22 protein-coding genes are annotated in these 24,503 nt (G+C 54.7%); 8 read left to right on the forward strand and 14 right to left on the reverse strand.

Annotated elements, in window-relative coordinates:
* Positions 1-130: 130 nt before the first annotated feature.
* The 7 genes from F5984_RS01875 to aroQ all read right to left on the reverse strand — a co-directional run bounded on the left by F5984_RS01875 (position 131) and on the right by aroQ (position 4,310).
* The gene (locus F5984_RS01875) at positions 131-577 is read right to left on the reverse strand and encodes a hypothetical protein (protein WP_152122263.1); all 447 of its coding nucleotides are present in this window, start codon (positions 575-577) and stop codon (positions 131-133) included.
* Positions 578-680: 103 nt separating this feature from the next.
* On the reverse strand, positions 681-1,103 hold the full coding sequence (locus tag F5984_RS01880) for a chromate transporter (protein WP_152122265.1): 423 nt from the start codon (positions 1,101-1,103) through the stop codon (positions 681-683).
* A 131-nt stretch (positions 1,104-1,234) separates the two neighbouring features.
* On the reverse strand, positions 1,235-1,702 hold the full coding sequence (locus F5984_RS01885) for a pyrophosphohydrolase domain-containing protein (RefSeq protein ID WP_152122266.1): 468 nt from the start codon (positions 1,700-1,702) through the stop codon (positions 1,235-1,237).
* Between the two features lie 42 nt (positions 1,703-1,744).
* Positions 1,745-2,320 (reverse strand): MarC family protein, encoded by a 576-nt coding sequence (locus F5984_RS01890; RefSeq protein ID WP_152123128.1) that lies wholly within the window; start codon positions 2,318-2,320, stop codon positions 1,745-1,747.
* Positions 2,321-2,432: 112 nt separating this feature from the next.
* On the reverse strand, positions 2,433-2,810 hold the full coding sequence (locus tag F5984_RS01895; RefSeq protein ID WP_152122268.1) for a DUF1304 domain-containing protein: 378 nt from the start codon (positions 2,808-2,810) through the stop codon (positions 2,433-2,435).
* Between the two features lie 36 nt (positions 2,811-2,846).
* The gene (locus F5984_RS01900) at positions 2,847-3,863 is read right to left on the reverse strand and encodes an aminotransferase class V-fold PLP-dependent enzyme (protein WP_152122270.1); all 1,017 of its coding nucleotides are present in this window, start codon (positions 3,861-3,863) and stop codon (positions 2,847-2,849) included.
* Between the two features lie 24 nt (positions 3,864-3,887).
* On the reverse strand, positions 3,888-4,310 hold the full coding sequence (aroQ, locus tag F5984_RS01905; protein ID WP_152122272.1) for a type II 3-dehydroquinate dehydratase: 423 nt from the start codon (positions 4,308-4,310) through the stop codon (positions 3,888-3,890).
* Positions 4,311-4,413: 103 nt separating this feature from the next.
* On the opposite strand from aroQ, the gene xerD reads away from it, so the two are divergent.
* Together xerD and F5984_RS01915 are read left to right on the forward strand one after the other, a co-directional pair.
* A complete protein-coding gene (xerD, locus tag F5984_RS01910) occupies positions 4,414-5,328 on the forward strand; it encodes a site-specific tyrosine recombinase XerD (RefSeq protein WP_152122274.1) in 915 nt (304 codons plus the stop codon).
* 31 nt (positions 5,329-5,359) lie between these two features.
* Positions 5,360-6,181 (forward strand): hypothetical protein, encoded by an 822-nt coding sequence (locus F5984_RS01915; protein ID WP_152122276.1) that lies wholly within the window; start codon positions 5,360-5,362, stop codon positions 6,179-6,181.
* 257 nt (positions 6,182-6,438) lie between these two features.
* Here F5984_RS01915 and F5984_RS01920 read toward each other — a convergent pair whose 3' ends face one another.
* Together F5984_RS01920 and F5984_RS01925 are read right to left on the reverse strand one after the other, a co-directional pair.
* Positions 6,439-6,981, reverse strand: a complete 543-nt coding sequence (locus F5984_RS01920) for a hypothetical protein (protein ID WP_152122278.1) — start codon at positions 6,979-6,981, stop codon at positions 6,439-6,441.
* 307 nt (positions 6,982-7,288) lie between these two features.
* Positions 7,289-7,873: a class I SAM-dependent methyltransferase gene (locus tag F5984_RS01925; protein ID WP_152122280.1), complete on the reverse strand. Its 585-nt coding sequence runs from the start codon at positions 7,871-7,873 to the stop codon at positions 7,289-7,291.
* 79 nt (positions 7,874-7,952) lie between these two features.
* On the opposite strand from F5984_RS01925, the gene F5984_RS01930 reads away from it, so the two are divergent.
* Complete coding sequence (locus tag F5984_RS01930; protein WP_152122282.1) at positions 7,953-9,134, forward strand: aminotransferase class V-fold PLP-dependent enzyme; 1,182 nt, start codon at positions 7,953-7,955, stop codon at positions 9,132-9,134.
* Between the two features lie 3 nt (positions 9,135-9,137).
* Here the strand turns inward: F5984_RS01930 and F5984_RS01935 are convergent, their stop codons facing one another.
* From F5984_RS01935 to F5984_RS01945, 3 genes are all read right to left on the reverse strand, one after another.
* Positions 9,138-9,341, reverse strand: a complete 204-nt coding sequence (locus F5984_RS01935; protein ID WP_019987783.1) for a hypothetical protein — start codon at positions 9,339-9,341, stop codon at positions 9,138-9,140.
* A gap of 34 nt (positions 9,342-9,375) precedes the next feature.
* Entirely contained in the window at positions 9,376-9,876 is a 501-nt protein-coding gene (locus F5984_RS01940; RefSeq protein ID WP_152122284.1) for a SixA phosphatase family protein, read from the reverse strand.
* 80 nt (positions 9,877-9,956) lie between these two features.
* Positions 9,957-10,514 carry a hypothetical protein gene (locus tag F5984_RS01945; protein ID WP_152122286.1) on the reverse strand — a complete coding sequence of 186 codons (558 nt, stop codon included), beginning with the start codon at positions 10,512-10,514 and terminating at the stop codon, positions 9,957-9,959.
* A gap of 204 nt (positions 10,515-10,718) precedes the next feature.
* On the opposite strand from F5984_RS01945, the gene gnd reads away from it, so the two are divergent.
* The 4 genes from gnd to F5984_RS01965 all read left to right on the forward strand — a co-directional run bounded on the left by gnd (position 10,719) and on the right by F5984_RS01965 (position 20,452).
* Positions 10,719-11,621, forward strand: coding sequence for a phosphogluconate dehydrogenase (NAD(+)-dependent, decarboxylating) (gene gnd / locus F5984_RS01950; protein ID WP_152122288.1), 903 nt, complete (start codon positions 10,719-10,721; stop codon positions 11,619-11,621).
* 353 nt (positions 11,622-11,974) lie between these two features.
* Positions 11,975-15,067 carry a SusC/RagA family TonB-linked outer membrane protein gene (locus F5984_RS01955; RefSeq protein ID WP_152123129.1) on the forward strand — a complete coding sequence of 1,031 codons (3,093 nt, stop codon included), beginning with the start codon at positions 11,975-11,977 and terminating at the stop codon, positions 15,065-15,067.
* A 13-nt stretch (positions 15,068-15,080) separates the two neighbouring features.
* Complete coding sequence (locus F5984_RS01960) at positions 15,081-16,943, forward strand: RagB/SusD family nutrient uptake outer membrane protein (protein ID WP_152122290.1); 1,863 nt, start codon at positions 15,081-15,083, stop codon at positions 16,941-16,943.
* A gap of 110 nt (positions 16,944-17,053) precedes the next feature.
* Entirely contained in the window at positions 17,054-20,452 is a 3,399-nt protein-coding gene (locus F5984_RS01965) for a VCBS repeat-containing protein (protein ID WP_185155392.1), read from the forward strand.
* A gap of 11 nt (positions 20,453-20,463) precedes the next feature.
* Here F5984_RS01965 and F5984_RS01970 read toward each other — a convergent pair whose 3' ends face one another.
* Complete coding sequence (locus F5984_RS01970) at positions 20,464-21,345, reverse strand: META domain-containing protein (RefSeq protein ID WP_152122294.1); 882 nt, start codon at positions 21,343-21,345, stop codon at positions 20,464-20,466.
* 152 nt (positions 21,346-21,497) lie between these two features.
* Positions 21,498-23,195: a GMC oxidoreductase gene (locus F5984_RS01975; protein WP_152122296.1), complete on the reverse strand. Its 1,698-nt coding sequence runs from the start codon at positions 23,193-23,195 to the stop codon at positions 21,498-21,500.
* 395 nt (positions 23,196-23,590) lie between these two features.
* On the opposite strand from F5984_RS01975, the gene F5984_RS01980 reads away from it, so the two are divergent.
* The gene (locus tag F5984_RS01980) at positions 23,591-24,430 is read left to right on the forward strand and encodes a DUF2911 domain-containing protein (RefSeq protein WP_152122298.1); all 840 of its coding nucleotides are present in this window, start codon (positions 23,591-23,593) and stop codon (positions 24,428-24,430) included.
* Positions 24,431-24,503 lie beyond the last annotated feature (73 nt).

Raw genomic sequence — 24,503 nt, forward strand, 5'->3', positions numbered from 1 at the left:
AGGTAGTTAAGAGTACAGACCAAATATACGGTCTAAACGGTGGCAGCGGCATAGAATCGGACAAACGATGTCCGGCGTGTGACAAACCCCTTTTTTTAGGGGATGAACGCCATCAGACCGGAAGGACGTATTACTGCCGCCGGGCCCGGATCGTTGTGGTGTAGAGCCGATCGACGGTGGTAATGTCGAGAGCGCCGTCGGTAATAGAGCCAATGGGCTTGCTGTCGTACGTTTGCAGCAGTACTGATTTGTTGCCGTTTTTCACGATGCGCATGGACGTGGGAAACGGGCTGAAGATCGTTGTGTTCTGGAGGCTTAGCACCTGACTAACGTCTACAAATTCGCGACCACTGCTCACCACCGAGATTGTTCCGATAGCGCCAACTTTCGCTTTGTCGTATTCGGTCCCGTTGGCATTGTAGTAGTCGATGGTATAGTTACCCACCACGGCGGCCCCTGGGTTCTCGGGGTCGATGGGATCGTCTTCTTTCCGGCTACAGGCCGCAAGACTCAGAAAAAACAGACTAACAAACAGCAGAGTGAGGCTCGGGCGAAGCCGAAGGAAGAGAGTTTTCATAAAGGGATAGAGACGTTGAGCAAAACGAAATTCGCCCCGGCTACTCAGAAGCAGAGCTGCCGGGGCGAGTACAAGGTATATACGTCGGAAGTGGGCAAATGGTTTAAACCATGTACTTGCCCCGTACCTGAAACAAAAGGTACAGACCCAGTAAAAACGACAGTATAACACCGATAATGTCAAACGAAATAATGGCCGACGCGATGTAGAGCAACTCGGCAACGTACATCTTGGTCCAGCTTTCGCGGGTGCGTTTGAACAGGCCCGGAATGGCCAGCACCCCTATAATCAGCGATGCTACCACGAGTAAAAGTGATAAACTGGCTCGCAGATTCAGAAAGAAACCACTCAGAATAGCCACCCCGCCCCCAAAAATAATAGCCAGCATAGATAGGGGTAAAAAGATGACGGCTATGTATGGTACGTATTTGGCAAAACCCTCCCGAAACTCTTCGGGCAACTGAAATGGGGCTTTTTCCGTAAAGAGAGGGGCCAGTTCGGGCTCCAGCACAGCTTGTTGTGTCATAGCGAAAAGATTAAGAGGTTTTAGGTACAAATGGCTGAAAAACAGCACCCTAACCTATCGAATCGCTGGCACAATGTCAAGCGGGCAGTCCCAGCTTTGACGGAAAGGCAAAGCCGGAACTGCCGCATTAACTAAGGCTGGAGAATCCCGGCGAGGTTGGCCGGTGAGTAATTGATGCTTTTGAGCGTTTTTTTGTCTTCATCCCGGAAGACCAGATACCGCCCGTCAGACTCAACATAGTGACAGGCAACGCCTTTGGCCTGGTAGAAGGCCACGGTGGCTTCGGCTTCGTCGGTAGTGAGGCAGGCCTTACTCATGTTGGAGCGCTGCACCTCATCAAACAGGGCCTTGAACTGATGGCCCAGCCCAAATTCCAGCACGGCACCAGAAAGTACATACTGCAAATCGCAGAGGGCATCGGCTACGGCCACAATATCGCCTGCGGCAATGGCCTCCCGAAATTCATCGAGCTCTTCGGCCAACAGCGACACGCGCAGGCGGCACCGCCCTTCGGCCGGAATTTGGGGCGTATCGAGTACAGGGGCGTGAAAAGTATGGTGGAACTCGGCCACCGCACGTAAAGAATCAGGTGATTGCATCGCGCAAAGTTAGGGGAAAGCCGGGTATCTGGGCGAGCCGCGCTAAAACTGGGGCAACAGATTCGTTTTGAAAAGTTTGATGGCAATAGCCAGCAGAATAATGCCGAACACTTTCCGCAAAACGGCCAACCCGCCCGGCCCGAGCCGGGTTTCGAGCCATTCCGACGATTTAAGCACCACGTACACCAGCACCAGATTGATGACAATACCCACAATGATGTTGGCCGTTTGGTACTCGGTGCGCAGCGAGATGAGGGTTGTCATGGTGCCGGCACCGGCAATGAGTGGAAAGGCAATGGGTACGATGTGCGCGGCCCCGTCGGCCTCTACTTCGGATTTGAAAATGGTCCGGCCCAGAATCATTTCGAGGCCCAGCAGAAAAATAATGAGGGCTCCGGCCACCGCAAACGACGACACATCGACGCCGAACAGTTTCAGGATTTTTTCGCCCACAAACAGAAAACTTACCATCAGCGCGCCCGACACAAATGTGGCCTTTTCGGACTCGATAGCCCCGAATTTCCGGCGTAGGTCGATGATAATGGGCAACGAGCCGATAATGTCGATGACCGAGAACAGAATGAGTGTGACCGAGATAATTTCTTTGAAACTGAACATGGTGGTGAGCGGGCGTGTGCCCCGATGAGGGCGCAAGATTACGGCAAACAGGTGGTACGGGCAAATAAGCCGGACAGGAAGCCCCTAAACCAGTGCCGACCCTGGGTTTGGCTCACTCACCCATCCGGGCCAGAAAAGTGAACAACAAGGCAAGTAAAGCCGGAACCGCCTGCGTGAAGAAGATTTTGCGGCTCGCCGTAAAGGCTCCATAGATGCCTGCAATGGCCACACAGCTGAGAAAAAAGACCGCTACATTTTCGGACCACCGGGCGTCGGTAATGGTAAAGCTCCAGATCAGGCCCGCGGCCAGAAACCCGTTGTATAGCCCCTGATTAGCGGCCATCACCCTGGTCGGTTTGAACAGCTCGTCGGGCAAAGCGCCTTTAAACGTCTTTTTGCCGAGCGTTTCCCAGGCAAACATCTCCAGGTAGAGAATAAACAGGTGCTCAAGAGCAACAAGAGCCGTCATGATTGTAGCCACTAATTCCATGTACGTGAAGGGTTTAGGAAAGCTGCAAATAAAGCATCAGGAACGATATTGCCGTAAAAATGCCTTTAGTTCGTCGATCTCTCCGTCGCTGATGGCCGGGAAGTTAGCAATCCGAAACGTGGTGTCTTTCCAGGCACCGTAGCCATTCCCCAACGTAATACCGGCCGCGTTCGCAGCCGCTTTTACCGCCTTGATTGCCTCGGACGTGCCCTCCACAGCAATCACCGTATCCGAACGCCGGGCGGGTTCGTCGATGAGCAGGGTAAAAGGTAGTTGGGGTACCTCCTGCTCCAAAAAACGGTACCACTCGGCGGCCCGGCTCCGGGTTCGCGCGTCGACCTCGGCAATGGGGGGCAGCTGTTCGAGCACCCGCATAAGGCAGTAAATGCCCAGACCGTTGGGTGTGTACGGGGTCTGAAACCGGCTAAAATTGTCGTGTATAAACAGCAGGCTGTTGTAATGGTCGTTTTCGGCGAGGGCCTGAGCGCGGGTCAGGGCATCGGGCGAGTACACCAGCACGGCCAGCCCGGCAGGTAGGCCGAAGCACTTCTGCACCGACGCAAACCAGACATCGGCAAGTGTCCAGTCGAGCGTAATACCAGCCATGCTCGATACGGCATCGACGGCTATCAGGCCCGTGAAGTCGCGCCGAAACTGAGCCAATGTTTCCCGGTTCAGTTGGGTGCCATTCGACGTTTCGTTTTGCACCAGACAGAGCGTATCGGCCAGATCGGGCCGGACCATCGGACGAATCCGGTGGGCGTACTCCATCCATTTCTGCCCGAATGCCCCACTGTGCGGGTGCAGGCTCGTGCTCCCCGTGAGCGACTGGGCCACAATCTCCCAGCACTCCGTGGCCGATGAGACAAAGGCAATGTGGTAATCGGCCGGGATGGCCAGCTTTTGGTGCAGTAGCTCAACGGCCTGCCGCACAATGTCCATAAAGCCCGCACTCCGGTGGTTCAGGCTCACAATGCCCGACCGGACGGCCTCAGCGGCATATTCGGCAACCTGGGGATATACTTTCGAGGGGCCGGGGTAGAAGGTTGGCATAATAGGGGTTTTAGGAGGGCGGAGTTACTCTTGCACCAAATACCGCACTGCCAGTTCGTACCCTGTCAGCCCCAACCCAACAATCACCCCTTTGCATTTGGCCGAGAGGTAGCTGTGGTGCCGGAAGGCTTCGCGGGCGTGTACGTTTGAGATGTGTACCTCCACGGCGGGTGCCGTCACGGCCGAGAGGGCGTCGGCAATGGCAATCGACGTGTGGGTGTAAGCACCGGCATTAATCACAATACCATCGAAGGTAAAGCCGTGTTCGTGAATTTTATCGATCAGTTCGCCTTCGTGATTCGACTGGAAATAGTGAATTTGCACCTCCGGAAACTGCGCTTCGATTGTTTTGAGGTAATCAATAAACGTGCGGCTGCCGTAAATGTGCGGTTCACGCTTACCCAGCAGGTTGAGGTTCGGGCCGTTTAGGATCAGAATCTTTTTCATGAGCGATGAACGATGAGCGATGAATTATGAGTGAATCTACCGGTACAAACCGCTACGGCGGAACGTTCATCACTCATAGCTTATCACTCATCACTAAAATTTTATGTGGCAAAGGTATAGTAACAGCTTCATTAGTTATCTCAAACTGGAGCGGTCGTTGGCCGAAAACTCAGTGGAAGCCTATGAGCATGATGTTCAGAAGCTGTGGCAGTACCTCTCCCTACACGGCGAACCCATACCGCCCGATGCCGTGACCGAGGGGCATCTGTTGGGGTTTCTGGCCTATCTGAGTGAGTTGGGGCTGTCGGCTCAGAGCCAGGCCCGGATGCTTTCGGGGCTGAAAGCGTTTTACAAATACCTGCTGCTCGATAACCTGATTGACCACGACCCGACCCAGCTGATCGAAGGCCCTAAAACCGTCAGGAAACTGCCCGATACGCTCAGCTTCCCCGAGATTGAGGCCATGCTCGACACCATTGACCTCTCGACCCCGGCCGGCCCGCGCGACCGGGCCATGCTGGAGGTGCTGTATAGTTCGGGGTTGCGCGTGTCTGAGCTGCTCGACCTGCGCATTACCAACTGCTACTTCGATATGGGCTTTTTACGGGTGCTGGGCAAGGGGAGTAAAGTACGGCTGGTGCCTATTGGCCAGGATGCCATGCACTACACTCGACTCTACATCGACTCGGTGCGGGTGCATCTGGACGTGAAGAAAGAAGCGCAGGACCGGGTGTTTCTGAACGCGCGGGGTGGGTCGCTCTCGCGGGTGTCGGTGTTTACCATGATCAAGCGGGTAGCCGATGAGGCTGGCATTCGCAAAACCATCAGCCCGCACACGTTCCGGCATTCGTTTGCCACGCACCTGATCGAGGGCGGGGCCGACCTGCGGGCGGTGCAACAAATGCTTGGGCACGAATCGATTACGACTACCGAAATTTACACCCACCTCGATCGCGAGTACCTCACCCAAACCATGATCGATTATCACCCCCGGGGGCGCAAACGAAGTTTCCGGTAAGGTACTGAATACAAAATCTGAATCTACAATTATGCATTTCACACCTACCTGTCTTCTTATCGCGTTGGTTCTGACTATCGGTGGCTGGGGCTGTACGCAAACCCAAAAAGAGGCCTCCGTGCCCGTAATGCAACCGCCGGTACAGGCTCAAACCATTGAGAAAGGGCCAGTTGAGTACGTCTCAAAAGATCAACTGAACTATTACACTCTGTACGACGGCACGTCCTGCGTGGGGCCTTATTTTCTGGCGGGTCAGCCGTTGGCTATTCCGCTGAAAGGTCAGGACATGACCGATAGCCTGCGCGTTAGATTTAAAAATGGGCAGCGCGAGTACGTGGTGACACCCCGTTATTTTGTGCGTGAAACCGGAGATGTGGTGGTTACGGTCGATTCGGTGATGCGGGCGGGCAACTACACGGTGAGCCTCGTGCGAGCGGGCAAACCTGTGTCGGACTGCTACGCCATTAGTGTTCTGGCATATAGCGGTCAACCGTACTTCAACATGCTGAATTGTTTCTCGGCCAAGTGTCAGCCTAACGACGAGTACGTTCTGCAAAAAGGCGAATTATACACGCTGGGGGTTCCGTATACGGTGTCTGGTAATGGACAGGCAGGCTACCTGGCCCCATACGCCGGTGCCGAACAGGCCGAGGTACTGTGTATTAGTACAGCTGATTCGGCAGATGTATATCGAATTCGGGTTACGCTGCCCAAATCAGTCGAAAGTGTCCCCCGATTTACGCTCCCCGACGACCTGAAACCGGGTAGCTATTGGCTGAAGCTCGCGGTTGGGTACGCAGATGGAAAGAACCGGCAGAGTGAGCTTTTTCAGTACCGGGTTGTGGTTCGGTAGGCTTTATTTAGGCGGGTTAATGCAACCAATAAAAACACCCCGCGGCCATCAACCACGGGGTGTCCCGAACACCTGTTAACCCTAACCTAAACCACTATGAATGGCTCATCGATGAAACTATATGGTTGGTTGCCAATTGTCAGAACCGACGGCGATTTGTAGAGTTAATGGCCTCGCAGAGAGAGGCCTTAACTCAACCATCCTGACAACTAAAACAATAGACTTAAAACTTATTTTCACTCAGATTTGTGCACAAATCATGCCATTGCGTCGGCCGATGATTTGTCGCCAATAAACTGGTGTTCAGCGTGTTTGAATAAGACGTTGAAGGAGGTCAGGCTACCGTACACCCGCGTGATGTACTGCTGAATATTGACCTTCGATTCATCGTCTAATCCACTGGCGTTGACCCGCTGTTCGAGCGTCCGAAGCCGGTCGCGCACCATCACAATCTTATGAAAGAAGGTGTCGATCGGTAGCTCTTTGGAGGCCAAATCGGCTCGGCCGGGTTTCAGGATCAGCTTACCACCTTTCCATTTATCGCCCAGCGGTACGAGTTCGGTCACGTCGGCCCACTTTTGCAACACCCGCGAGAGTGCCTGCTCCACATCGAGCAAACTAACCAGATCACCATCCGGCTCCACAGCCTCAATCACCGTGAGGGGCGCGTCGAAACGCATTACCCGCACGCCGTGATTAATATACGTGATTGTGTAGCCGTTGGATTTCAGATTGATAATAACTCCCGGCCCAAATTCAGGATGCTCCACGCGAGAGCCGACACCCAGCAACGTCTGCATAGCTTGTAAAATCGTTCGTGATTTTTGGGTTTATCGTTTTTGGGGTACGATACGGTGGCTCATAGTATGTGAATAGCTTTGTTATCAGGCTATTCGCACTGAATAGAAACACCGGCCGCCCTGAGCCCAAAACGATAAACGTACGTAAGCAGAACGGGTGGCAACATTTGTGCCAAATAAAGGCTACGTTGTCCTCGCTGTTATGGACAGTATACACCCTAAACCACTTTTAGCAACCCCTGCCAGTGGTTGTCCAGCCTATGAAACAATACACCGAAGAGCGACGTAAGAGTGGAGAGAAAGGACTTTAGTTGCCCCGCAGCACTTTACAAACGCAGGTGCCTTTCGAGGTAAGAGTAGTGGTCTCGTCGAGTAGCGGGAAACCGTCTTTAATATCGGTCCAGAGTTTGGCGCTGTGTTTATGGTCGTTGATCGTCACAATCAGCAGACCGCCGGGTTTGAGGAAGGTAGCCAGCCGTTGCAGGGTCTTGAGTGGGTGCTTGCTGTAGTAGATCACCTCGTTGAAAATGATCAGATCAAACTGTCCTTCGGGTTTGTAGGTGTCCATGTCGGCCACCAGATACCTGCATTTGGTATCCCCGGCATCGTTGGCGGCTTTCTGAATGGCCAGGTCCGAAATATCGGTCCCGACGTACCGGCCGTAGTTTTGGGTCTGAAGCCGTTGTTGGAGCAGGCCTTCTCCGCAGCCAATTTCCAGAACATCGGGTTGGCCGGGTTTCAGAAACTTCACGTAACCTACAATCACGCTAAAACGAGCCAGTTCGTCCAGCGCTTTCAGGCCGTCCCAGAGGCCTTTTTCGTACTGGTAATTCCAGCGGTCGCGGTTGATACGGAAAACTTTACGCTTAATAAACGAGATCAGGGTATTCATACAGGCAACTTGTAGGTTTAACGGCCCTACAAGGCTACGACTTTTTACGGTAACTTCCCGACGAAAACATCCTGAATGTATGATAACCCAAAATCATCAACTTACCTGCCAGAAAGAACAATTTTCGCTGCCTGCTCATTTGCACTACATCAACTGCGCTACCCGCGGGCCATTTAGCCGGGCGGCTGAGGAGGCTGGTATTGAAGCGATCCGGCGGCAGACCAATCCCTTTGGGCTTACCGCAGCGCACTTCTTTGCGCAACCTGAACCGGTACGTCAGCTGTTTTCCCGGCTGATCAACAATCCCGACCCCGACCGTATCGCAATTATTCCGTCGGTATCGTATGGTATGGGTGTGGTAGCCCGCAACCTGCACCGCAAGCCGGGCATAGCGCGGGGGCAGGAGATTGTGCTGCTCGATGCCGAGTTTCCGAGCGATGTGTACGCCTGGGACCGCGTTTGTGCCGAACTCGGGCTCACGGTTCGTACCGTGCCTATGCCCACCCAGCTACCGAGGGGAGCTGCCTGGAACGAACGGCTGCTCGATGCCATCGGCCCGCAAACGGCCCTCGTTGTGGCTCCCCCTACGCATTGGATGTACGGCATTCGGGTCGACCTGGAAGCGGTGGCCCGCCGTACCCGTGAGGTAGGTGCCTGGCTTGCCATTGATGGAACGCAGGCCGTGGGTGCCATGCCGTTCGATCTGGAGAAAATACAACCTGACGCCCTTATTTGTGCGGGATACAAGTGGCTGATGGGGCCGTACTCCACCGGGTTGGCTTACTACGGCGAGGCCTTCGACAACGGCGTGCCGCTCGAAGAAAGCTGGATGGCCCGGCTCGAAAGCGATCAGTTTCATAAACTATCAGAGTATCAGCCTGCCTACCGGCCCAAGGCTTACCGCTATAACGTAGGGGAGCAAAGCCATTTTATCCACATGCCCATGCTCGAAGCCGCCCTGACCCAACTGCTCGAGTGGCAACCGGTCCGCATTGAACAATACGGCCGCGACCTCATGGCCGAGGCTATTCCGCAGCTACAGGCTGTTGGCTGTGGTGTAGAGGAAACCAGCTGGCGGACGCACCATCTGCTGGGTATCTGGCTACCCGACTCGGCCGACCCGATTGGGATTCAACAGGCGCTGCTGGCTAACAATGTATCCATTTCGGTGCGGGGCCGGGCTATCCGGGTGGCCCCGCATGTGTACAACGATGCAGACGACGTGGCCGTTTTTGTCGATACCCTCGTCCGGCAGTTGTAGTCGTTACCGCAGTGTGTCGAGGCCGGTGGTATCAATCGTGATGCCATCGGCTGGGGGCGGCAGGGTTTGGCCGGGCAGGGCGCGTTCGAGTTGTTTGCGCCGATTCCAGGGGGCGGTGGTTCGCCGGGCCATGTCGATGGTGATCAGAACCACAATGAGCACGAAGGCGATAAAAATGATGATGAAGATACGACGGTTACGGTTCATACAGGTAGTATGCGAATACAGGCCTAAAACGCTCTTAATCGTGGAGTTGTTTGGGGGCGACCTGAAAAGCAAGCGTCCCGGTGCGTCCCGAAACCTCGGCCCAGTTTAACCCCTCAAACGTGACGGCTACAACAGCCCCCTTGCTCATAGAACCAACCGACTGATGAGTCAGGTACTCCGAAAAGTAGGATACATCGGGGTTATGCCCAAAAATCATCACCGACTCGCAGGTCTCGGGCAGGGCGTTTACAGCCGCCAGATAGGCCCGTGGCCCCCCGTCGAAGAGGTGTTCGTCGAGTTGAATGGTCTCGGGCTCAATGCCCAGTTGCTCGGCAATTACCTTGGCGGTGTCGCGGGCACGGTTGGCGGTGCTGCTTACCAGCACATCGGGCTTAATGCCCTGCTGCCGCAAGTGCCGACCCATACGGGCGGCCGCCATAATTCCATCCGAAGTAAGGTCGCGGTCGTGGTCGCGGAGGTAAGGGCTGTGGTCTTCGGCTTTGGCGTGCCGAACAATATAAAGAGTACGCTGCATGGAAGAAGGGCGTGTTTCGGTAACTTAACCCGAAATGAGCCGTAAAGATAGAAGGTAAACCGGTCAGAATGGTCTAAACCTTAGGGTTTGGGCGCGTTCTGTAGCCGCATTCCGGTGATGTTCCAGCAGGTTTGGGTGGGGGTGTCTTTGCACTCAAACATGGCAAACTGTTCTACGGTGTCGGGAAGCCGTTCGAAGTAAAGCACAAAATCGACCCGTTCGTGGCCACGCACCGTTTGCGTATTGGGCGATACGGGTATGCCGGTTGCTTTGACGAGCTTGTACGTGTCAAGGCTGTTGAACGGCATGAGCACGGCCCCCGATTGAATCGAAATTTCGGACGTAGCCGAGCTATACGTGTAATCGCGGCCCTGCGGGTCGCCGAGCGAAAACGTCATGTACAGTACCGTGTAGCTGCTGGTTTGCCGGATGTCGGTCAGTCGGATGTTAGGGTCGTTGGTTTGGCCCAGCCCGTTGATGGGGTCGGGCAGGAGCTTCCGTCGGCTAACGTCTGCGGCCGAGACCCCCGGCGAGTAGTACTCAGCCTCATCGACGGGCGCAGGTGGGCCGGGCAACGCCCGGTTGCGGGCGCAGGCACCCACTAAAAGGCCAAACAGGATACAGCAGAGAAGCTTCATGTGGGGGGCTGCGTAAAACGGCACAACGGTTTGTTACACCTAATTTACAACGGAGGTACGGATAGTAAACGGTAGCTGTCCGTCTTTTTTTTGTGCGGCCCAGGATGCCCCATATCGGATGTCCATCAACGAGAATTTTGGCCAAAAAGACGGTGTTCTCCCGTTTATCGTAGTACTTTGTAAAAACCTCATAGATTCCCAACCATGCAGATTGGATTCGTTGGCCTTGGCAAGATGGGCTATAATCTTGTCGTAAACCTGTTGCGGCATAAGCACGAAGTCGTTGGTTTTGATATTAATCCCGAGTTAGTGACTGCCATCAAGGGCGAAGGTGCTACGGGCGTAAACTCGTACGAAGAGTTGTTTAGCACGCTACCCAACCCTCGGGTTATCTGGCTGATGATCCCGGCCGGCCCCCTTATTGATAAAGTACTCGATCAGTTGTTGGCCGCTGGTTTGTCGGCGGGCGATATTGTGATCGATGGTGGGAATTCACATTATCAGGATACGCTCCGGCGGTACGAACTGCTCAAAGGACATGGTGTTTCGTACGTCGATTGCGGCACAAGTGGTGGGGTAAGTGGTGCCCTCAACGGGGCCTGTACCATGGTCGGTGGAGACCCTGAGGCCGTTGGTAAACTCGACGACGTATTCCGGGAAATCTCGGTGGAGAATGGGTACCTGTACACGGGCCCGGCCGGTAGCGGTCACTTCACCAAAATGGTGCATAACGGTATCGAGTACGGTATGATGCAATCCATTGCCGAAGGGTTTGAGGTGTTGGAGAAAAGCCCCTTCCCGTTCGATTACGAAGCCGTAGCCCGGCTTTGGAACAATGGGTCGGTGATTCGGAGCTGGCTCATGGAGTTAACCGAGAACGCCTTTAAGAAAGACGCCAAGCTGGAAGGTATCAAAGGACGTATGTTCTCATCCGGGGAAGGTAAATGGACGCTCGAAACGGCGCTCAACCTCGGTGTACCCACTCCGGTAATTGCCATGTCGCTGATAATGCGGTACCGCTCGTTGCAGGACGATACCTTCACCGGTAAAGTAGTGGCTGCTTTGCGCAACGAATTTGGCGGGCACGCGGTAGTGAAAGCTGAATAGGCGATACATTGCAGAAAAACATACAGATAAGGTTACTGGTACATCGATTGATGAGACCGGTAACCTTTTTGTTTGCGTATATATACGGTACTGTTTGTGCCTATATTGACTAATGCTAGTTCTATTTTTACCAAATAGTAAAAAACGTAGTTGTTTTAAGATTTAAGATAGTAGGGTAAGCCAGTAGCCTACTTTAAAAGGTGTTTAATATTAAGCCTTGTGCATGTATGGAAACACCCTTTACTCCTGATGTAGCGCCCCCGATTCGGCGGGACAAACCATCCTTTATGAGGTTACGTGATGCTCTTTTCAACGTAACGCTCCTCCTTTTAATGCTCTGCTCGGTGGGTGCTATGGCCCAGTCGAAAGTTACCGGAAAGGTAATCGACGATGAGGGACAAGCTCTGCCCGGTGTGAGTGTGGTACTGAAAGGTACAACAACCGGTTCGGTAACAGATGTCAATGGCGGTTACTCGCTGAATGCGACGGACCGTAACGGCACGCTTGTGTTCTCGTACATTGGTTACGTAACGCAGGAAGTACCCCTCAACGGACAGACAACTGTCAACATCACAATGGCGACAGACACCAAGTCGCTCAATGAAGTGGTGGTGGTAGGTTACGGTACGCAGCGCAAAGAAACCGTAACCGGTTCGGTAGTGTCGGTGAAAGGGTCTGACCTGGTTAAGTCGCCAACCGTGAACCTTTCAAATTCTATAGCGGGGCGGCTGCCGGGTGTTGTTGCGGTGAACCGAAGTGGTGAACCTGGCTACGACGGGTCAGCTATTCGTATCCGGGGTACCAACACTATCGGCAACAACAATGCCCTGGTTGTGGTGGATGGTATTCCGGCGCGGGCAGGTGGTCTGGACCGTATCAACCCCAACGACATTGAGAATATCTCCGTGCTGAAAGATGCCTCGGCCGCTATTTATGGGTCGCGGGCTGCTAACGGGGTTATTCTGATCACCACAAAGCGCGGTAAAACCGGTAAACCCCAATTGTCGTACTCGTTCAACCAGGGTTTCTCGCAACCTACCGTTATTCCGAAATTGGCCAACTCGGCTCAGTACGCCGAAATGCTCAATGACTTGAACATTTATGAGTTGCCGGTTTCAGAGTGGGCGACTGCCAATCAGGCCTATAAATCAACGGGTTCATTCACCCGGCCTAACGGATCGGTGCGGACGGCTCCTTACTCCCCAGCCGACATCACCAAATACAGAGACGGTTCGGACCCCTGGCGTTATCCAGATACCGACTGGTATGCGGCAACACTCAAAAACTGGTCGCCCCAGCAGCAGCATAATTTGCAGGTGACAGGTGGCACCGAAGATTTCAAATACCTGGCTTCGCTGGGCTATCAGAATCAGGATGCCTACTACAAACAATCGGCTACGGGCTACAAGCAGTATGATATGCGGGTCAACCTGGACGCCAATATCAACAAGTACATCCACGTAGCCGTTGGGTTGCTGGGTCGTCGGGAGTTCCGTTTCTACCCAACTCGTGGGGCTGGTGCAATTTTCCGGATGCAGATGCGCGGCAAGCCCAATCAGCCTGCTTTCTGGCCCGATGGTCGGCCAGGCCCGGATATTGAAAACGGCGAAAACCCGGTGGTGATCACTACCAATGCCACTGGCTATGACCGCGACAAGCAGGATTATTTCCAGTCGAATGGACAGGTAGATTTTAAAGTTCCTGGCATTGAGGGCCTGAAGTTCAGCGGTACAGCGGCTATCGACAATCGGCAGCGGAACCGGCGGCTCTGGCAAACCCCCTGGACACTGTATCAGCTCGGCTCCGGCACTGATGCCAATGGTAACCCAAACCTGGTACCCAGTCTGCGTGGTCCTGCTGAGCCAAACCTAAACGTTTATGGTGAAACGCAGCTGAACATACTGCTCGGGGGCATTGGTACGTACGAACGGAAGTTTGGCGATCATGGTATGACCGTTTTGGCAGGGGTAAACCGCGAAACCGTTCAGGGCGACAATGTGCAGGCTTTCCGGCGGTATTTTATCTCGCCAGCCATTGATCAGTTATTTGCCGGGGGCGACCTGGAGCGTAACGGAACAGGTGGAGCCTACAACCGGGCGCGGATCAACTACTTCGGACGCGTGGCCTATAACTACAAAGAAAAATACCTGGCCGAGTTTCTGTGGCGGTATGACGGCTCTGACATCTTTCCCGAAGAGACCCGCTACGGTTTCTTCCCTGGCTTTATGGCGGGTTGGGTGATTTCCGAAGAAGGTTTCTGGAAAAATGCCGTGCCATCGGTCAATTACCTGAAGCTGCGGGGCTCCTGGGGGCAGTTAGGAAACGATCAGATCTACCTGCCAAACACGGAAACGCTGGCTACCTACCAGTACCTGGCCACTTACGGCTTCAATACGTATATTATCAACAATGCCCCCCAAACTACCTTGTCGGAAGCTCGTATTCCGAACCCAACCATTACGTGGGAGGTGGCCAACAACATGAATATTGGTCTGGAAGGGCAGTTCCTGAACGGGAAATTCAGCTTTGAGTTCGACTATTTCAACAACCTACGGACCTCGATTCTGTTTCCGCGCAATGCGTCTATTCCGCGCTCCACTGGTCTCACTCTGCCGCCCGAAAACATCGGAAAGCTTCGTAACCGGGGCTTTGATGCGCAGATTACCTACAACGGCCAACAGGGTGGCCTGAAGTACTCGGTAGCTCTGAACGGTGGTTACGCCCAAAACAAAATCTTGTTCTGGGACGAAGCCCCCGGTGCCCCTGAGTGGCAGCGGACCACGGGTCGGGCTTTGAACTCCTACCTGGTGTACGAATACGATGGCGTGTTTAAAGATCAGGCCGAAATTGATGCCAATAAGATCGATTATACCGCCATTGTGAAAACGCTCCGCCCCGGCGATATGAAGTATAAAGATTACAACGGCGACGGTAAAATCACACCCGACGATCAGTATCGGCTCGAGCGCACTAACCTGCCTTTGTTCCAGGGCGGTATGAACATTACAGCCTCTTACCGGAACTTCGACCTGACCGTTTTGTTCCAGGGTTCGGCAGGCGCACGTCAGTACATTAGCTTGGGCGAGTCGGGCAACATTGGTAACTACCTCCGGGAGTTCTATACGAATCGCTGGACCATCGACAACCCCAGCAGCGTACACCCGCGCATTGCCAACCGGAGCGATCAGTACTTCTCCAACGGGAATACGTACTGGCTGCGTTCGGCTGATTATATCCGGTTGAAAAACGTTGAGCTGGGCTACACTATCCCCGAAGCCCTGGGTCGCCGGGTAGGACTGAACAACCTGCGGGTGTATGCCAACGGCCTGAACTTAGCTAACATAATCAACAAATTGGGCTCGTTCGATCCAGAATCGTCCAACTCGACAGGGCAGTACTACCCACAGGCTCGTGTGATCAATTTTGGTGCCTCGCTACGATTCTAATTCCTCATTCAAGATGATACGTAACGTTAAAACGATAGCTCTCACCCTGTTAATTGGTGGTTTGACCGTAACGGGCTGTAACGATAGTTTTGTAAATACCCAACCCCTCGATCAGGTGTCGGGGACGGCTGTCTGGTCCGATGCGGCCCTGGCCGAAGCCTTTATCACCGGTATTTATGCGGGTCTGGGACAAGGTGGTTTTAATGAGCAGCAGCTGGCTTCGCTCACCGACGAAACGCAGTTTACGCACCCCGGTCGCAACATCACGACCATTACCGAGTCGCGCTCGAACCCGGCCGATCAGGGGTGGATCAACAACACCATCGAGTGGAATCAGATGTATCTGCGCATTCGGGCGTGTAACCTGGCGCTTGAGAATCTGGCCAAGCCCGGCTTTCCCAATACCAACAATATTGTGGAGCGGCTCACCGGTGAAGCCAAGTTTATGCGGGCTTATTATTACCACCAACTGGTTCGGTATTACGGTGGTGTACCCATTGTGGATGAGACGTATAAGCTCGGAGAAGCCGACTATACGGCACCCCGCAATACCATGGAGGAGTGTATTAACTTCATTGCAAAGGATTGCGACGATGCCGCTGCTCTGCTAAAGGGCCGGACAATGGCACTGGGCCGGGCCAACGAAGGGGCCGCCCTGGCTCTGAAGGCCCGTATCCTGACCTATGCCGCCAGTGATCTCTACGACGTGGCTACGGCAAAGGCCAAGTCGAGTGCACACGCTGCCTTTTCTAAACCCGAACTGCTGGGTTATGTGAGTGGTAGCCGTACTGAACGCTGGACTAAAGCCCGCAATGCTGCCAAAGCTGTGCTGGACCTGCCAAATTTTGGCTCCCAGATGAACCTGGCGGCTCCGGTAACGCCTACTGTAGGTACGGAAAACTACATGAACATCGCCTTGGCCCGCAACGGGGGCGAGAGAGACATCATCTTCTCTCGCTTGTTTACGAACATCAAACAGGAAGACGGCGGTCGTCAGGGGCTTTTCAACGGACCCAATGGCTACAACAACTGGGCCGGCAACACGCCTATTCAGCAGATGGTAGATGACTACGAGATGATGGATGGAACCCGGTTTAGCTGGACCAACCCGACCCACGCCAGTGCTCCCTATGCCAACCGCGACCCCCGTTTCTACGGATCTATTCTGTACGATGGAGCGCAGTGGAAACCCCGTTCGGCGGCCAATGCTGCGCGTGACCCACTCGGACAAATTCAGACCGGCCGTTACGAAGTTGTTAACTCTTCAGGCGCCAAGGTAACCCACTTCGGATTGGATACGCGCAATAGCCCCATTGAGGACTGGAACGGTAGCTACACCGGCTACTACATGCGTAAGTTCATTGACCCTAACCCAGGTATTGTAGACCAGAACACCTGGCAGCAGATTCCGTGGCCGTTTTTGCGCTACACGGAGGCCGTCTTCAACTACGCCGAAGCCTGTATCGAGTTAGGGCAGGATGCCGAAGCGCGCACCTGGCTGAACAAAATCCGGTTCCGGGCCGGTATGCCTGCCCTGACAGAGTCGGGCGATGCCCTTCGGCAGCGTATGCGCAACGAAAAACGCATCGAAATGGCGTTTGAAGAACAACGCTACCACGATGCCCGGCGCTGGATGATTGCTCCCACTACGCTCGGCCGCAAAGTGCAGTGGATTGCTATTACGGGTACACTGAAACCCGGTAAAACCGTTTCGCTTTACCGGTATGATCCGACTAGCTACGATTACACGTATCGGGTTGCAGAAGGTGACCCTGGTAAAGAAAACCGTGCCTGGTCTGATAAGATGTACTTCCTGCCCATTAACCGCGATGAAATGAACCGGAACAACAAGCTGGTTCAGAACCCCGGATACTAACGTTGGTTTACTATAATTCACAATCAAGGTTGGAATAGTGCTTATCCCCGTTGGTCGACGCCGAACCGACGGGGATTTTTTGTAAATTTCTGGTTCATTTACCTATTCTGATGGCCTTACGTACCCGTTTCCTTTTCCCGTATTCGCTCGTTGCACTCCTGCTGTCGGCTTGTGGGCAATCGAGTGAATCGACTGAGTCAAAACCCGACGCACAACCCGCCGGACCTCCGCTTTTTACGACGCTCTCTCCCGATCAGACGGGCGTGACTTTCTCCAATAACCTGAGCGAAGGTCTCAACACCAATGTGCTCATGTACGAGTACTTCTACAACGGGGGCGGGGTAGCCGTGGGCGACCTCAACGGCGATGGCCTACAGGATATTTATTTCAGTGGCAACATGGTGCCTAACCAGTTGTACCTCAACCGGGGCGGCATGAAATTTACCGATGTGACCTCGGCTGCGGGCGTGGCCGGGCGCGAAGGCCCCTGGCGCACGGGGGTCTCGATGGCCGATGTCAATGGCGACGGGCGGCTCGACCTGTTTCTGTGTTACTCCGGTAGTCTGCGCCCCGAAAAACGGACGCCCCAACTGTTTATCAACGAGGGGGCCGATGCGCAGGGCGTGCCCCGGTTTACGGACCAAACGGCCCAGTTTGGCCTCGACAAGCCCGCTCAGTCGACGCAGGGCACCTTTTTTGACTATGACCGCGATGGCGACCTCGACCTGTTGCTCCTCAACCACAATCCCAAGTCGCTGCCGGTACTCGATAAAGCAACCACCTCGGTGTTGCTGAGCGAATCGAACCCGGAAATTGGGTTGCGGCTCTTCGAAAACCGACGCCAGAAATTTGTTGACATAACCCCCGGTTCGGGCTTGAGTAGTTCAGTGCTGAGCTACGGGCTGGGCGCGGGTGTGTCGGACATCAACGGCGATGGCTGGCCCGATATTTACGTTTCCAACGACTATGCCGTGCCCGATTACCTCTACCTCAACACAGCTGGTAAGGGGGGAGTCGCGTTTCGGGATGTGCTGGGCAAAAGCCTCGGCCATACCTCTAATTTCTCGATGGGTAACGACGTGGCCGACATCAACAACGATGCCCGCCCTGACCTGATGACCCTCGATATGCTGCCCGAAGACAACCGGCGGCAAAAACTCCTGATGGCTCCCGACAATTACGAGAAGTTTGCTTTTGGGGTAGAGTCGGGATTTCATCATCAGTATATGCGCAACATGCTGCATATCAATGAAGGAGGAACTACGCCTGTTTTCCGAGAGGTGGGGCAGCTCGCCGGTGTATCGAATACCGACTGGAGCTGGGCTCCGCTCTTTGCCGATTACGACAACGATGGCTGGAAAGACCTGTTTGTTACGAACGGGTACGTCCGTGACTATACCAACCTCGATTTTCTGAAGTACATGGCTGATTTTATGCAGAATCGGCCGACCGATGTGCAGCGCAATGATGTACTTGAGTTGGTACACCAGATGCCGGCGTCAAACGTGACCAACTACCTGTTTAGGAACCAGATGGGCGATGGGCGCGAGTCTGAACCAGCTTTTGCCAGTATGGGCGCTGCTGGAGGCATGAATCAGCCTTCCAACAGCACCGGCGCAGCCTACGCCGATCTCGACAACGATGGTGACTTGGATCTGGTAGTCAATAACACCAATCAGCTAGCCTTTATTTTTCAGAACGATGCCAACCGTTTGCGCAAACATCACTATCTGGCATTTGCGTTGCAGGGCAGTGGGGCCAATACCCAAGGTGTAGGGACCAAAGTGACCGTGTATCAGGGCGGCCGGTCGCAGTTGGTTGAGCAAATGCCGACGCGCGGTTTCCAGTCGAGCGTGTCACCCCGGCTGCATGTGGGTCTGGGTACTACCGCTACTGTCGACTCGGTGCGGGTGGTGTGGCCCACGGGCAAAACCCAGCTGCTGACGAGCGTTAAAGCCGACCAGATTCTTACCCTCCGCGAAACGGACGCCAAAGCTACATTCCGGTCTACAACTACCCCGGCCTTGTTGTATCGGGAGTTGCCTGCGGTGGTCAATCATACGTACCCGGCCGTTACGGTCAATGATTTTAAGCGGCAGCCGTTGCTGGTCAATGCGCAGTCGTATGCGGGGCCGTGCCTGGCCAAAGCCGACGTAGATGGCGACGGGCGCGAGGATGTGTATGCGGGCGGCAGCGCCGGACAGCCGGGCGTGTTGCTCATGCAGCAGGCCAATGGCTCGTTTACGAAAAAAGCCCAGCCCGCTTTCTCGGCTGATAAAGCCTGTGAAGACACCGACGCTCTGTTTTTTGATGCCAATGGCGACCGTTTTCCCGATCTGTACGTGTGCAGTGGCGGCTACGGCGATTTGCAACCCGGTACTGACCCGCGTCTGGACGACCGGCTGTATCTGAACGACGGGAAAGGCAATTTCACCAAACAAACCGGGGCTTTGCCCAGCCTGCGTACCAGTACGAGTTGCGTGCGGGTGGCCGATGTGAACAACGACGGCCGACCCGACCTGTTTGTGGGTGGGCGTGTGGTGCCGGGCCGGTATCCCGAAACGCCCCGGTCGTTCTTGCTGATCAATGCGGGGGGAGGAACCAGCCCGCGCTTTGTGGATCAGACGAAACAAATGGCTCCTTTACTCGAAAAAATCGGGATGGTGACCGATGCCGCCTGGACAGACCTGAACGGCGACCGTACCCCCGAACTGGTGCTTGTGGGCGAGTGGATGCCCGTAACCGTACTGGCCTGGTCGGGCGGGAAGCTGGCCGATCAGACCACCGCGTTTTTGGGCAAACAGTACCGGGGTTGGTGGAACAAACTCACTGTCGACGATTTGAACGGCGATGGCCGCCCCGATCTGGCGGTGGGTAATCTGGGCCTTAATACGCAGTGCCGGGCCTCAGACCGCGAACCGGCCGAGCTGGTGTATAAAGATTTTGACGACAACGGCACGCTCGACCCGGTGCTGTGCTTATACGTACAGGGTAAAGCATACCCTCACGCCACCCGCGACGAACTGCTCGATCAGATGGCGATGCTCCGCAAGCGGTTTACAACCTACGACAGCTACGCCAACGCGACCCTTACTGATGTGTTTTCGGCCGAGGAACTGCAAAACGCGCAGAAACTTACCGCCAATGAGTTTCGGTCGATGGTATTTATGAGCACGGGCGCAGGCAAGCTAACGGCTACCCCGCTGCCGATGGCGGCACAGGCGTCGCCGGTGTTTACGCTGACCCCAGTCGATTTTGATAAGGACGGTCGCAAAGATTTGCTCGTAGCGGGCAACACCTACCAGACCCGGTTGCGGTTTGGGCGGGCCGATGCCAACCGGGGGCTTCTGCTGCGGGGCGATGGCAAAGGTACGTTCACGGCGGTGCCGCAACAGCAGGCCGGCTTCGACCTCCGGGGCGATGTGCGCGCCGTGGTGCCCGTGGGCGACCGTTTGCTGATTGGTGTCAACAGCCAGCCGTTGCGGATGTATGGCCTAAGTACGCGATGATAAAACCGGGCTTATTTCTTCCGAAACGTCATGGCATACTGGCCATTGACGAGCAACGTAAGCCGGTCTTTACCAATTCGAAATAGCGATGATTGATCGAGGGCCGTCAGAAAATCGGTCTCAAACGTACCCGGGGCTGTTCGGCGGGTGGTGGTTTTGGGAACCAGATCGAGATGGTCGCCCTCGGCATCGATAGCCCCTTTGATTTTATTCCAGCCGGTGGAGCCGACTAATTTGTGTCCCGCCAGGTCGATTTCCAGATAGGGCAGTTGCTTGTCGCCGAACTGATCGGGGCGCAGGCGCTGCCCTTTAAACGTTTCGAGCACCCAGGCACCATTGAGTCGGTCGCTGCCCTTGATAAACGCCCCGCAGCCCGTAAATCGTTTGCCGTTGGCATCAATCCGAACCGTGTACGCATAGTCGCGTTTGCTGACCGGGTCTCGGCAGGCAATGGGCTCAATGTACACCTTCAGCCGCGCTACTTTGGGGGCTGCATTGCGGCTCGCGGCTGTTCGGCGTGTGTTGGATGCGTACACGGGTGTTGCTTTCGCGTCGAGCACAACACCCATGGTTTTGCCCATAGGTTGCGGTTTGGGAATGGGCGTCAGCAGCTGAGGCCCGTCGAACGACTGAAACAGCATCTGTTTCGAGAAGTCGATGTCGAGTCGCCAGCCGATCGTCGTGGCTGCGGGGGCGGTGCCCATAGCCACGAAATCGATGCCTTGGCGCCGTTTATCGGCCCAGTCGATGGCTTCGGAGAGGTTGGCTCGCGTGGCTTTCCCGCCCGATTCGCCCGTAGACACCGGTCGCCGACAACCGGAGGAAGTCAGCAATGCGAGCCAGAATAAAGAGAAAACGAGCGATAGGGGTAAGCGAGTGAATCGGTTACTCATGCCGACATGCGTTGGTTTTGTGGTAATGAAACAACGTATGTCGACTTAGAATAGTATTTCTGTAGGATAGTGAAAAGTTAGGAGTTGATCGTTAAGAGTTCGGGGAGAGCGAATGGGCAACTCCGAACTCTTAACGATCAACTCCTAATTCCTTACAGGTTATTCTTCTTCATTTCCCGCACGGCGTAGTCGACGGCGCGGGCGGTCAGGGCCATGTAGGTGAGCGAGGGATTCACGCACGACGACGAGGTCATGCTGGCTCCGTCGGTTACAAACACGTTTTTGACAGTGTGCATCTGATTCCAACCATTCAGAATAGACGTTTTGGGGTCGCGGCCCATGCGGGCGGTACCCATCTCGTGAATGGCCATGCCCGGCGCACTTTGGTTGTTGTAGGCCCGAATGTTTTTGAGTCCGGCGGCTTCGAGCATTTCGGCAGCATCGTTCATCATGTCGATCTGCATCTTTTTCTCGTTCTCGCGGAATTCGGCGTTGAAAACCATCGTGGGCAGGCCCCACTTGTCGGTTTTTGTGCGGTCGAGCGTAACCTGATTGCTGGCGTAGGGCAGGCACTCCCCAAAGCCACCGAGGCCCATGGTCCACTCGCCCGGCTGGGTCATTTTCTCTTTCATATCGGCCCCGAACCCTTCAGCGCCTTCGTTGCGGGTCCGTGCGGCCCGGCCCTGATACCCAAAGCCGCGCAGGTAATCCCGTTTGTCGTTGCCAATGTTGCGGTAACGCGGCACATAAATGCCATTGGCCCGCCGACCGTAGTAGTAGCTATCCTGGAAGCCGTCGTACGTACCCGAAGCCCCCACCCGGAAATGGTGGTCCATCAGGTTTTGGCCCAGCACCCCGCTATCGTTGCCAAGCCCGTTGGGGAACCGCTTCGAGATCGAGTTGAGTAAAACGAAAGTCGTACCCAGCGTAGAACCATTGACAAACACCAGCTTGGCAAAAAATTCCATGCTTTCGCCCGTTTGTGAGTCAATCACGCGTACGCCTTTGGCCCGGCCTTTCTGCTCATCGTACAGCACCTCGGCCACAATAGAGTGGGGGCGGAGGGTCAGTCGGCCCGTTTTCTGGGCTGCGGGCAACGTAGCCGCCTGGGTGCTGAAATAGCCGCCGAAGGGGCAGCCCCGGCTGCACAGGTTTCGGAATTGGCAACTGGCACGGCCCAGGTCGGTATGAAGCTTCTGGGCATTGGTCAGGTTCGCTACCCGCCCGATGGTCATGACCCGATCGCCCTTGTAGGTCGACTTGATGGCCGAGGCTACGTGCTTTTCGAGGCAGTTCATCTGCATCGCGGGCATAAAATCGCTGTCGGGTAGTTGGGGCAGATTCAGTTTTTCGCCACTGATTCCCACAAACTTCTCCACATAACTGTACCAGGGGGCAATGTCTTTGTACCGGATCGGCCAATCGACGGCGATGCCTTCTTTGGCATTGGCCTCAAAGTCGAGGTCGCTCCAGCGGTAGGTTTGCCGCCCCCACATAATCGACTTACCGCCCACAATGTCGGGCCGAAACCAGTCGAACCGTTTGGTTTCGGTGTACGGAGAGTCGGTGTCATTGATCCAGTACTGCGCGTTGGCTTCCTGAAAAATGGTGTCGCGGCTCAGGTAGGGGTGAGCTTTGATCTGCTCGTTGGTCAGTTTACCCCGGTGCGGCATTTCCCAGGGGTCTTTCATGGCCGACTCGTAGCCCGTGACGTGTTCGAGGGGTTTGCCCCGGTCGAGCATCAGTACGCGCAGGCCTTTTTCGGTGAGTTCTTTGGCGGCATAGCCCCCGCTGACGCCAGAGCCAACCACGATGGCGTCGAAAGTTTGGGGAGGAGCGATAATGTGCATGTATGAGGGGGAGAAAAACTTGAATCAGCTTGTATTACACCAAGAAACACGAAAATACGCGGTATCTAATCGGATTTAGCGAACAGGGGGTAGGACAAGTTTATTTTTCTGACAGGATTACAGGATAAACAGGATTGATTGAGCCCCAAAAAAATCCTGTTTATCCTGTAATCCTCCGGGTCGTCGGGCGGTCAGAAAAAAACTTCTGTCGAACCCCTATCACAAAGAACTTGTCCTACACCCAGCGAACAGAGTGGGGAATTAAACAGACCTTTTGTGGGCGAGGGAGCCGGGCGGAAATCGGGCGTACGGCTGAAACGCGTAGACAAGGCTTTTTTTGCCCCAATCGCGCCTATTTCTTTGTAACTTGCGGCTTCGTTTAAAATCACTTCACTATGACCAAATCACTATGGACACTGGCCCTGGTTGCCAGTCTTGCCGGTAGCGTACAGGCTCAGATTCGGACCCCACAAGCCAGCCCAATGGCTACTGTTTCGCAGGGTATTGGCCTCTCAAAAGCCACGGTTGAATACAGCCGCCCGGCGCTGAAAGGCCGCAAAATGTTTGGTGATCAGGTACCCTACGGTAAAGTATGGCGTACGGGGGCCAACATGGCAACCAAGCTTACCCTCGACGCTGAAATGAGCGTAAACGGGAAAGCGGTACCGGCGGGTAGCTATGCCTTGTTTACTATTCCCGGCCAAAACGAGTGGACCATCATTCTGAATAAAAACACCAAGGCGTTTGGGGCATTCGATTACAAAGAAGCGGAGGATGTGCTGCGCTTTACTGTGAAGCCCGAGAAACTGAGCACACCAGCTGAATACTTTACCGTTGAATTTACCGACTTTACACCGACTACCGCCAATCTGGCCATGCGTTGGGAAAATGTGCAGGTGAAATTCCCGCTCAAGCAGGACTCCGATGCCCAAATTATGGCGCAGATCGACGCGGAGGTAAGCAAGCCCGATGCCAAGCCCGGTGTGTTCTCGGCCGCGGCTAATTACTACTTCGATACCAACCGGGACCTGACCAAGGCCCGCGCCTGGGCTGATAAGGTGGTTGAAGCCGATAAAAAATACTGGACGTACTTCCTGCGGGGTAAGATTGCCGCCAAGCAGGGTGACTGCAAAACCGCCCGTGCCGACGCCGAGGCTGGCCTGAAAATGGCGCAGGAAGCCGGTGACGATGCCTACATCAAAAACCACAAGGGGATTTTGGCAACGTGTAAGTAAGCGGTTGATAGCTAAACATACCTGCTATTGACTAACTGAATTAAAACTATATCTTTGGTAGACGGCAATGGGT

This window comes from Rudanella paleaurantiibacter (genome assembly GCF_009184635.1).
GTDB lineage: Bacteria > Bacteroidota > Bacteroidia > Cytophagales > Spirosomataceae > Rudanella > Rudanella paleaurantiibacter.

Bases quoted from the DNA above. Each gene is read 5' to 3' on its own strand.
- F5984_RS01930 (WP_152122282.1), top strand. From the start codon at position 7,953: ATGATAACCCAAAATCATCAACTTACCTGCCAGAAAGAACAATTTTCG.
- F5984_RS01885 (WP_152122266.1), bottom strand. From the start codon at position 1,702: ATGCAATCACCTGATTCTTTACGTGCGGTGGCCGAGTTCCACCATACT.
- F5984_RS01955 (WP_152123129.1), top strand. From the start codon at position 11,975: ATGGCCCAGTCGAAAGTTACCGGAAAGGTAATCGACGATGAGGGACAA.
- F5984_RS01920 (WP_152122278.1), bottom strand. From the start codon at position 6,981: ATGCAGACGTTGCTGGGTGTCGGCTCTCGCGTGGAGCATCCTGAATTT.
- F5984_RS01935 (WP_019987783.1), bottom strand. From the start codon at position 9,341: ATGAACCGTAACCGTCGTATCTTCATCATCATTTTTATCGCCTTCGTG.
- F5984_RS01980 (WP_152122298.1), top strand. From the start codon at position 23,591: ATGACCAAATCACTATGGACACTGGCCCTGGTTGCCAGTCTTGCCGGT.
- F5984_RS01975 (WP_152122296.1), bottom strand. From the start codon at position 23,195: ATGCACATTATCGCTCCTCCCCAAACTTTCGACGCCATCGTGGTTGGC.
- F5984_RS01895 (WP_152122268.1), bottom strand. From the start codon at position 2,810: ATGGAATTAGTGGCTACAATCATGACGGCTCTTGTTGCTCTTGAGCAC.
- F5984_RS01880 (WP_152122265.1), bottom strand. From the start codon at position 1,103: ATGACACAACAAGCTGTGCTGGAGCCCGAACTGGCCCCTCTCTTTACG.
- F5984_RS01925 (WP_152122280.1), bottom strand. From the start codon at position 7,873: ATGAATACCCTGATCTCGTTTATTAAGCGTAAAGTTTTCCGTATCAAC.
- F5984_RS01945 (WP_152122286.1), bottom strand. From the start codon at position 10,514: ATGAAGCTTCTCTGCTGTATCCTGTTTGGCCTTTTAGTGGGTGCCTGC.
- F5984_RS01890 (WP_152123128.1), bottom strand. From the start codon at position 2,320: ATGTTCAGTTTCAAAGAAATTATCTCGGTCACACTCATTCTGTTCTCG.
- F5984_RS01960 (WP_152122290.1), top strand. From the start codon at position 15,081: ATGATACGTAACGTTAAAACGATAGCTCTCACCCTGTTAATTGGTGGT.
- F5984_RS01970 (WP_152122294.1), bottom strand. From the start codon at position 21,345: ATGAGTAACCGATTCACTCGCTTACCCCTATCGCTCGTTTTCTCTTTA.
- F5984_RS01915 (WP_152122276.1), top strand. From the start codon at position 5,360: ATGCATTTCACACCTACCTGTCTTCTTATCGCGTTGGTTCTGACTATC.
- gnd (WP_152122288.1), top strand. From the start codon at position 10,719: ATGCAGATTGGATTCGTTGGCCTTGGCAAGATGGGCTATAATCTTGTC.
- F5984_RS01940 (WP_152122284.1), bottom strand. From the start codon at position 9,876: ATGCAGCGTACTCTTTATATTGTTCGGCACGCCAAAGCCGAAGACCAC.
- aroQ (WP_152122272.1), bottom strand. From the start codon at position 4,310: ATGAAAAAGATTCTGATCCTAAACGGCCCGAACCTCAACCTGCTGGGT.
- F5984_RS01875 (WP_152122263.1), bottom strand. From the start codon at position 577: ATGAAAACTCTCTTCCTTCGGCTTCGCCCGAGCCTCACTCTGCTGTTT.
- F5984_RS01900 (WP_152122270.1), bottom strand. From the start codon at position 3,863: ATGCCAACCTTCTACCCCGGCCCCTCGAAAGTATATCCCCAGGTTGCC.
- F5984_RS01965 (WP_185155392.1), top strand. From the start codon at position 17,054: ATGGCCTTACGTACCCGTTTCCTTTTCCCGTATTCGCTCGTTGCACTC.
- xerD (WP_152122274.1), top strand. From the start codon at position 4,414: ATGTGGCAAAGGTATAGTAACAGCTTCATTAGTTATCTCAAACTGGAG.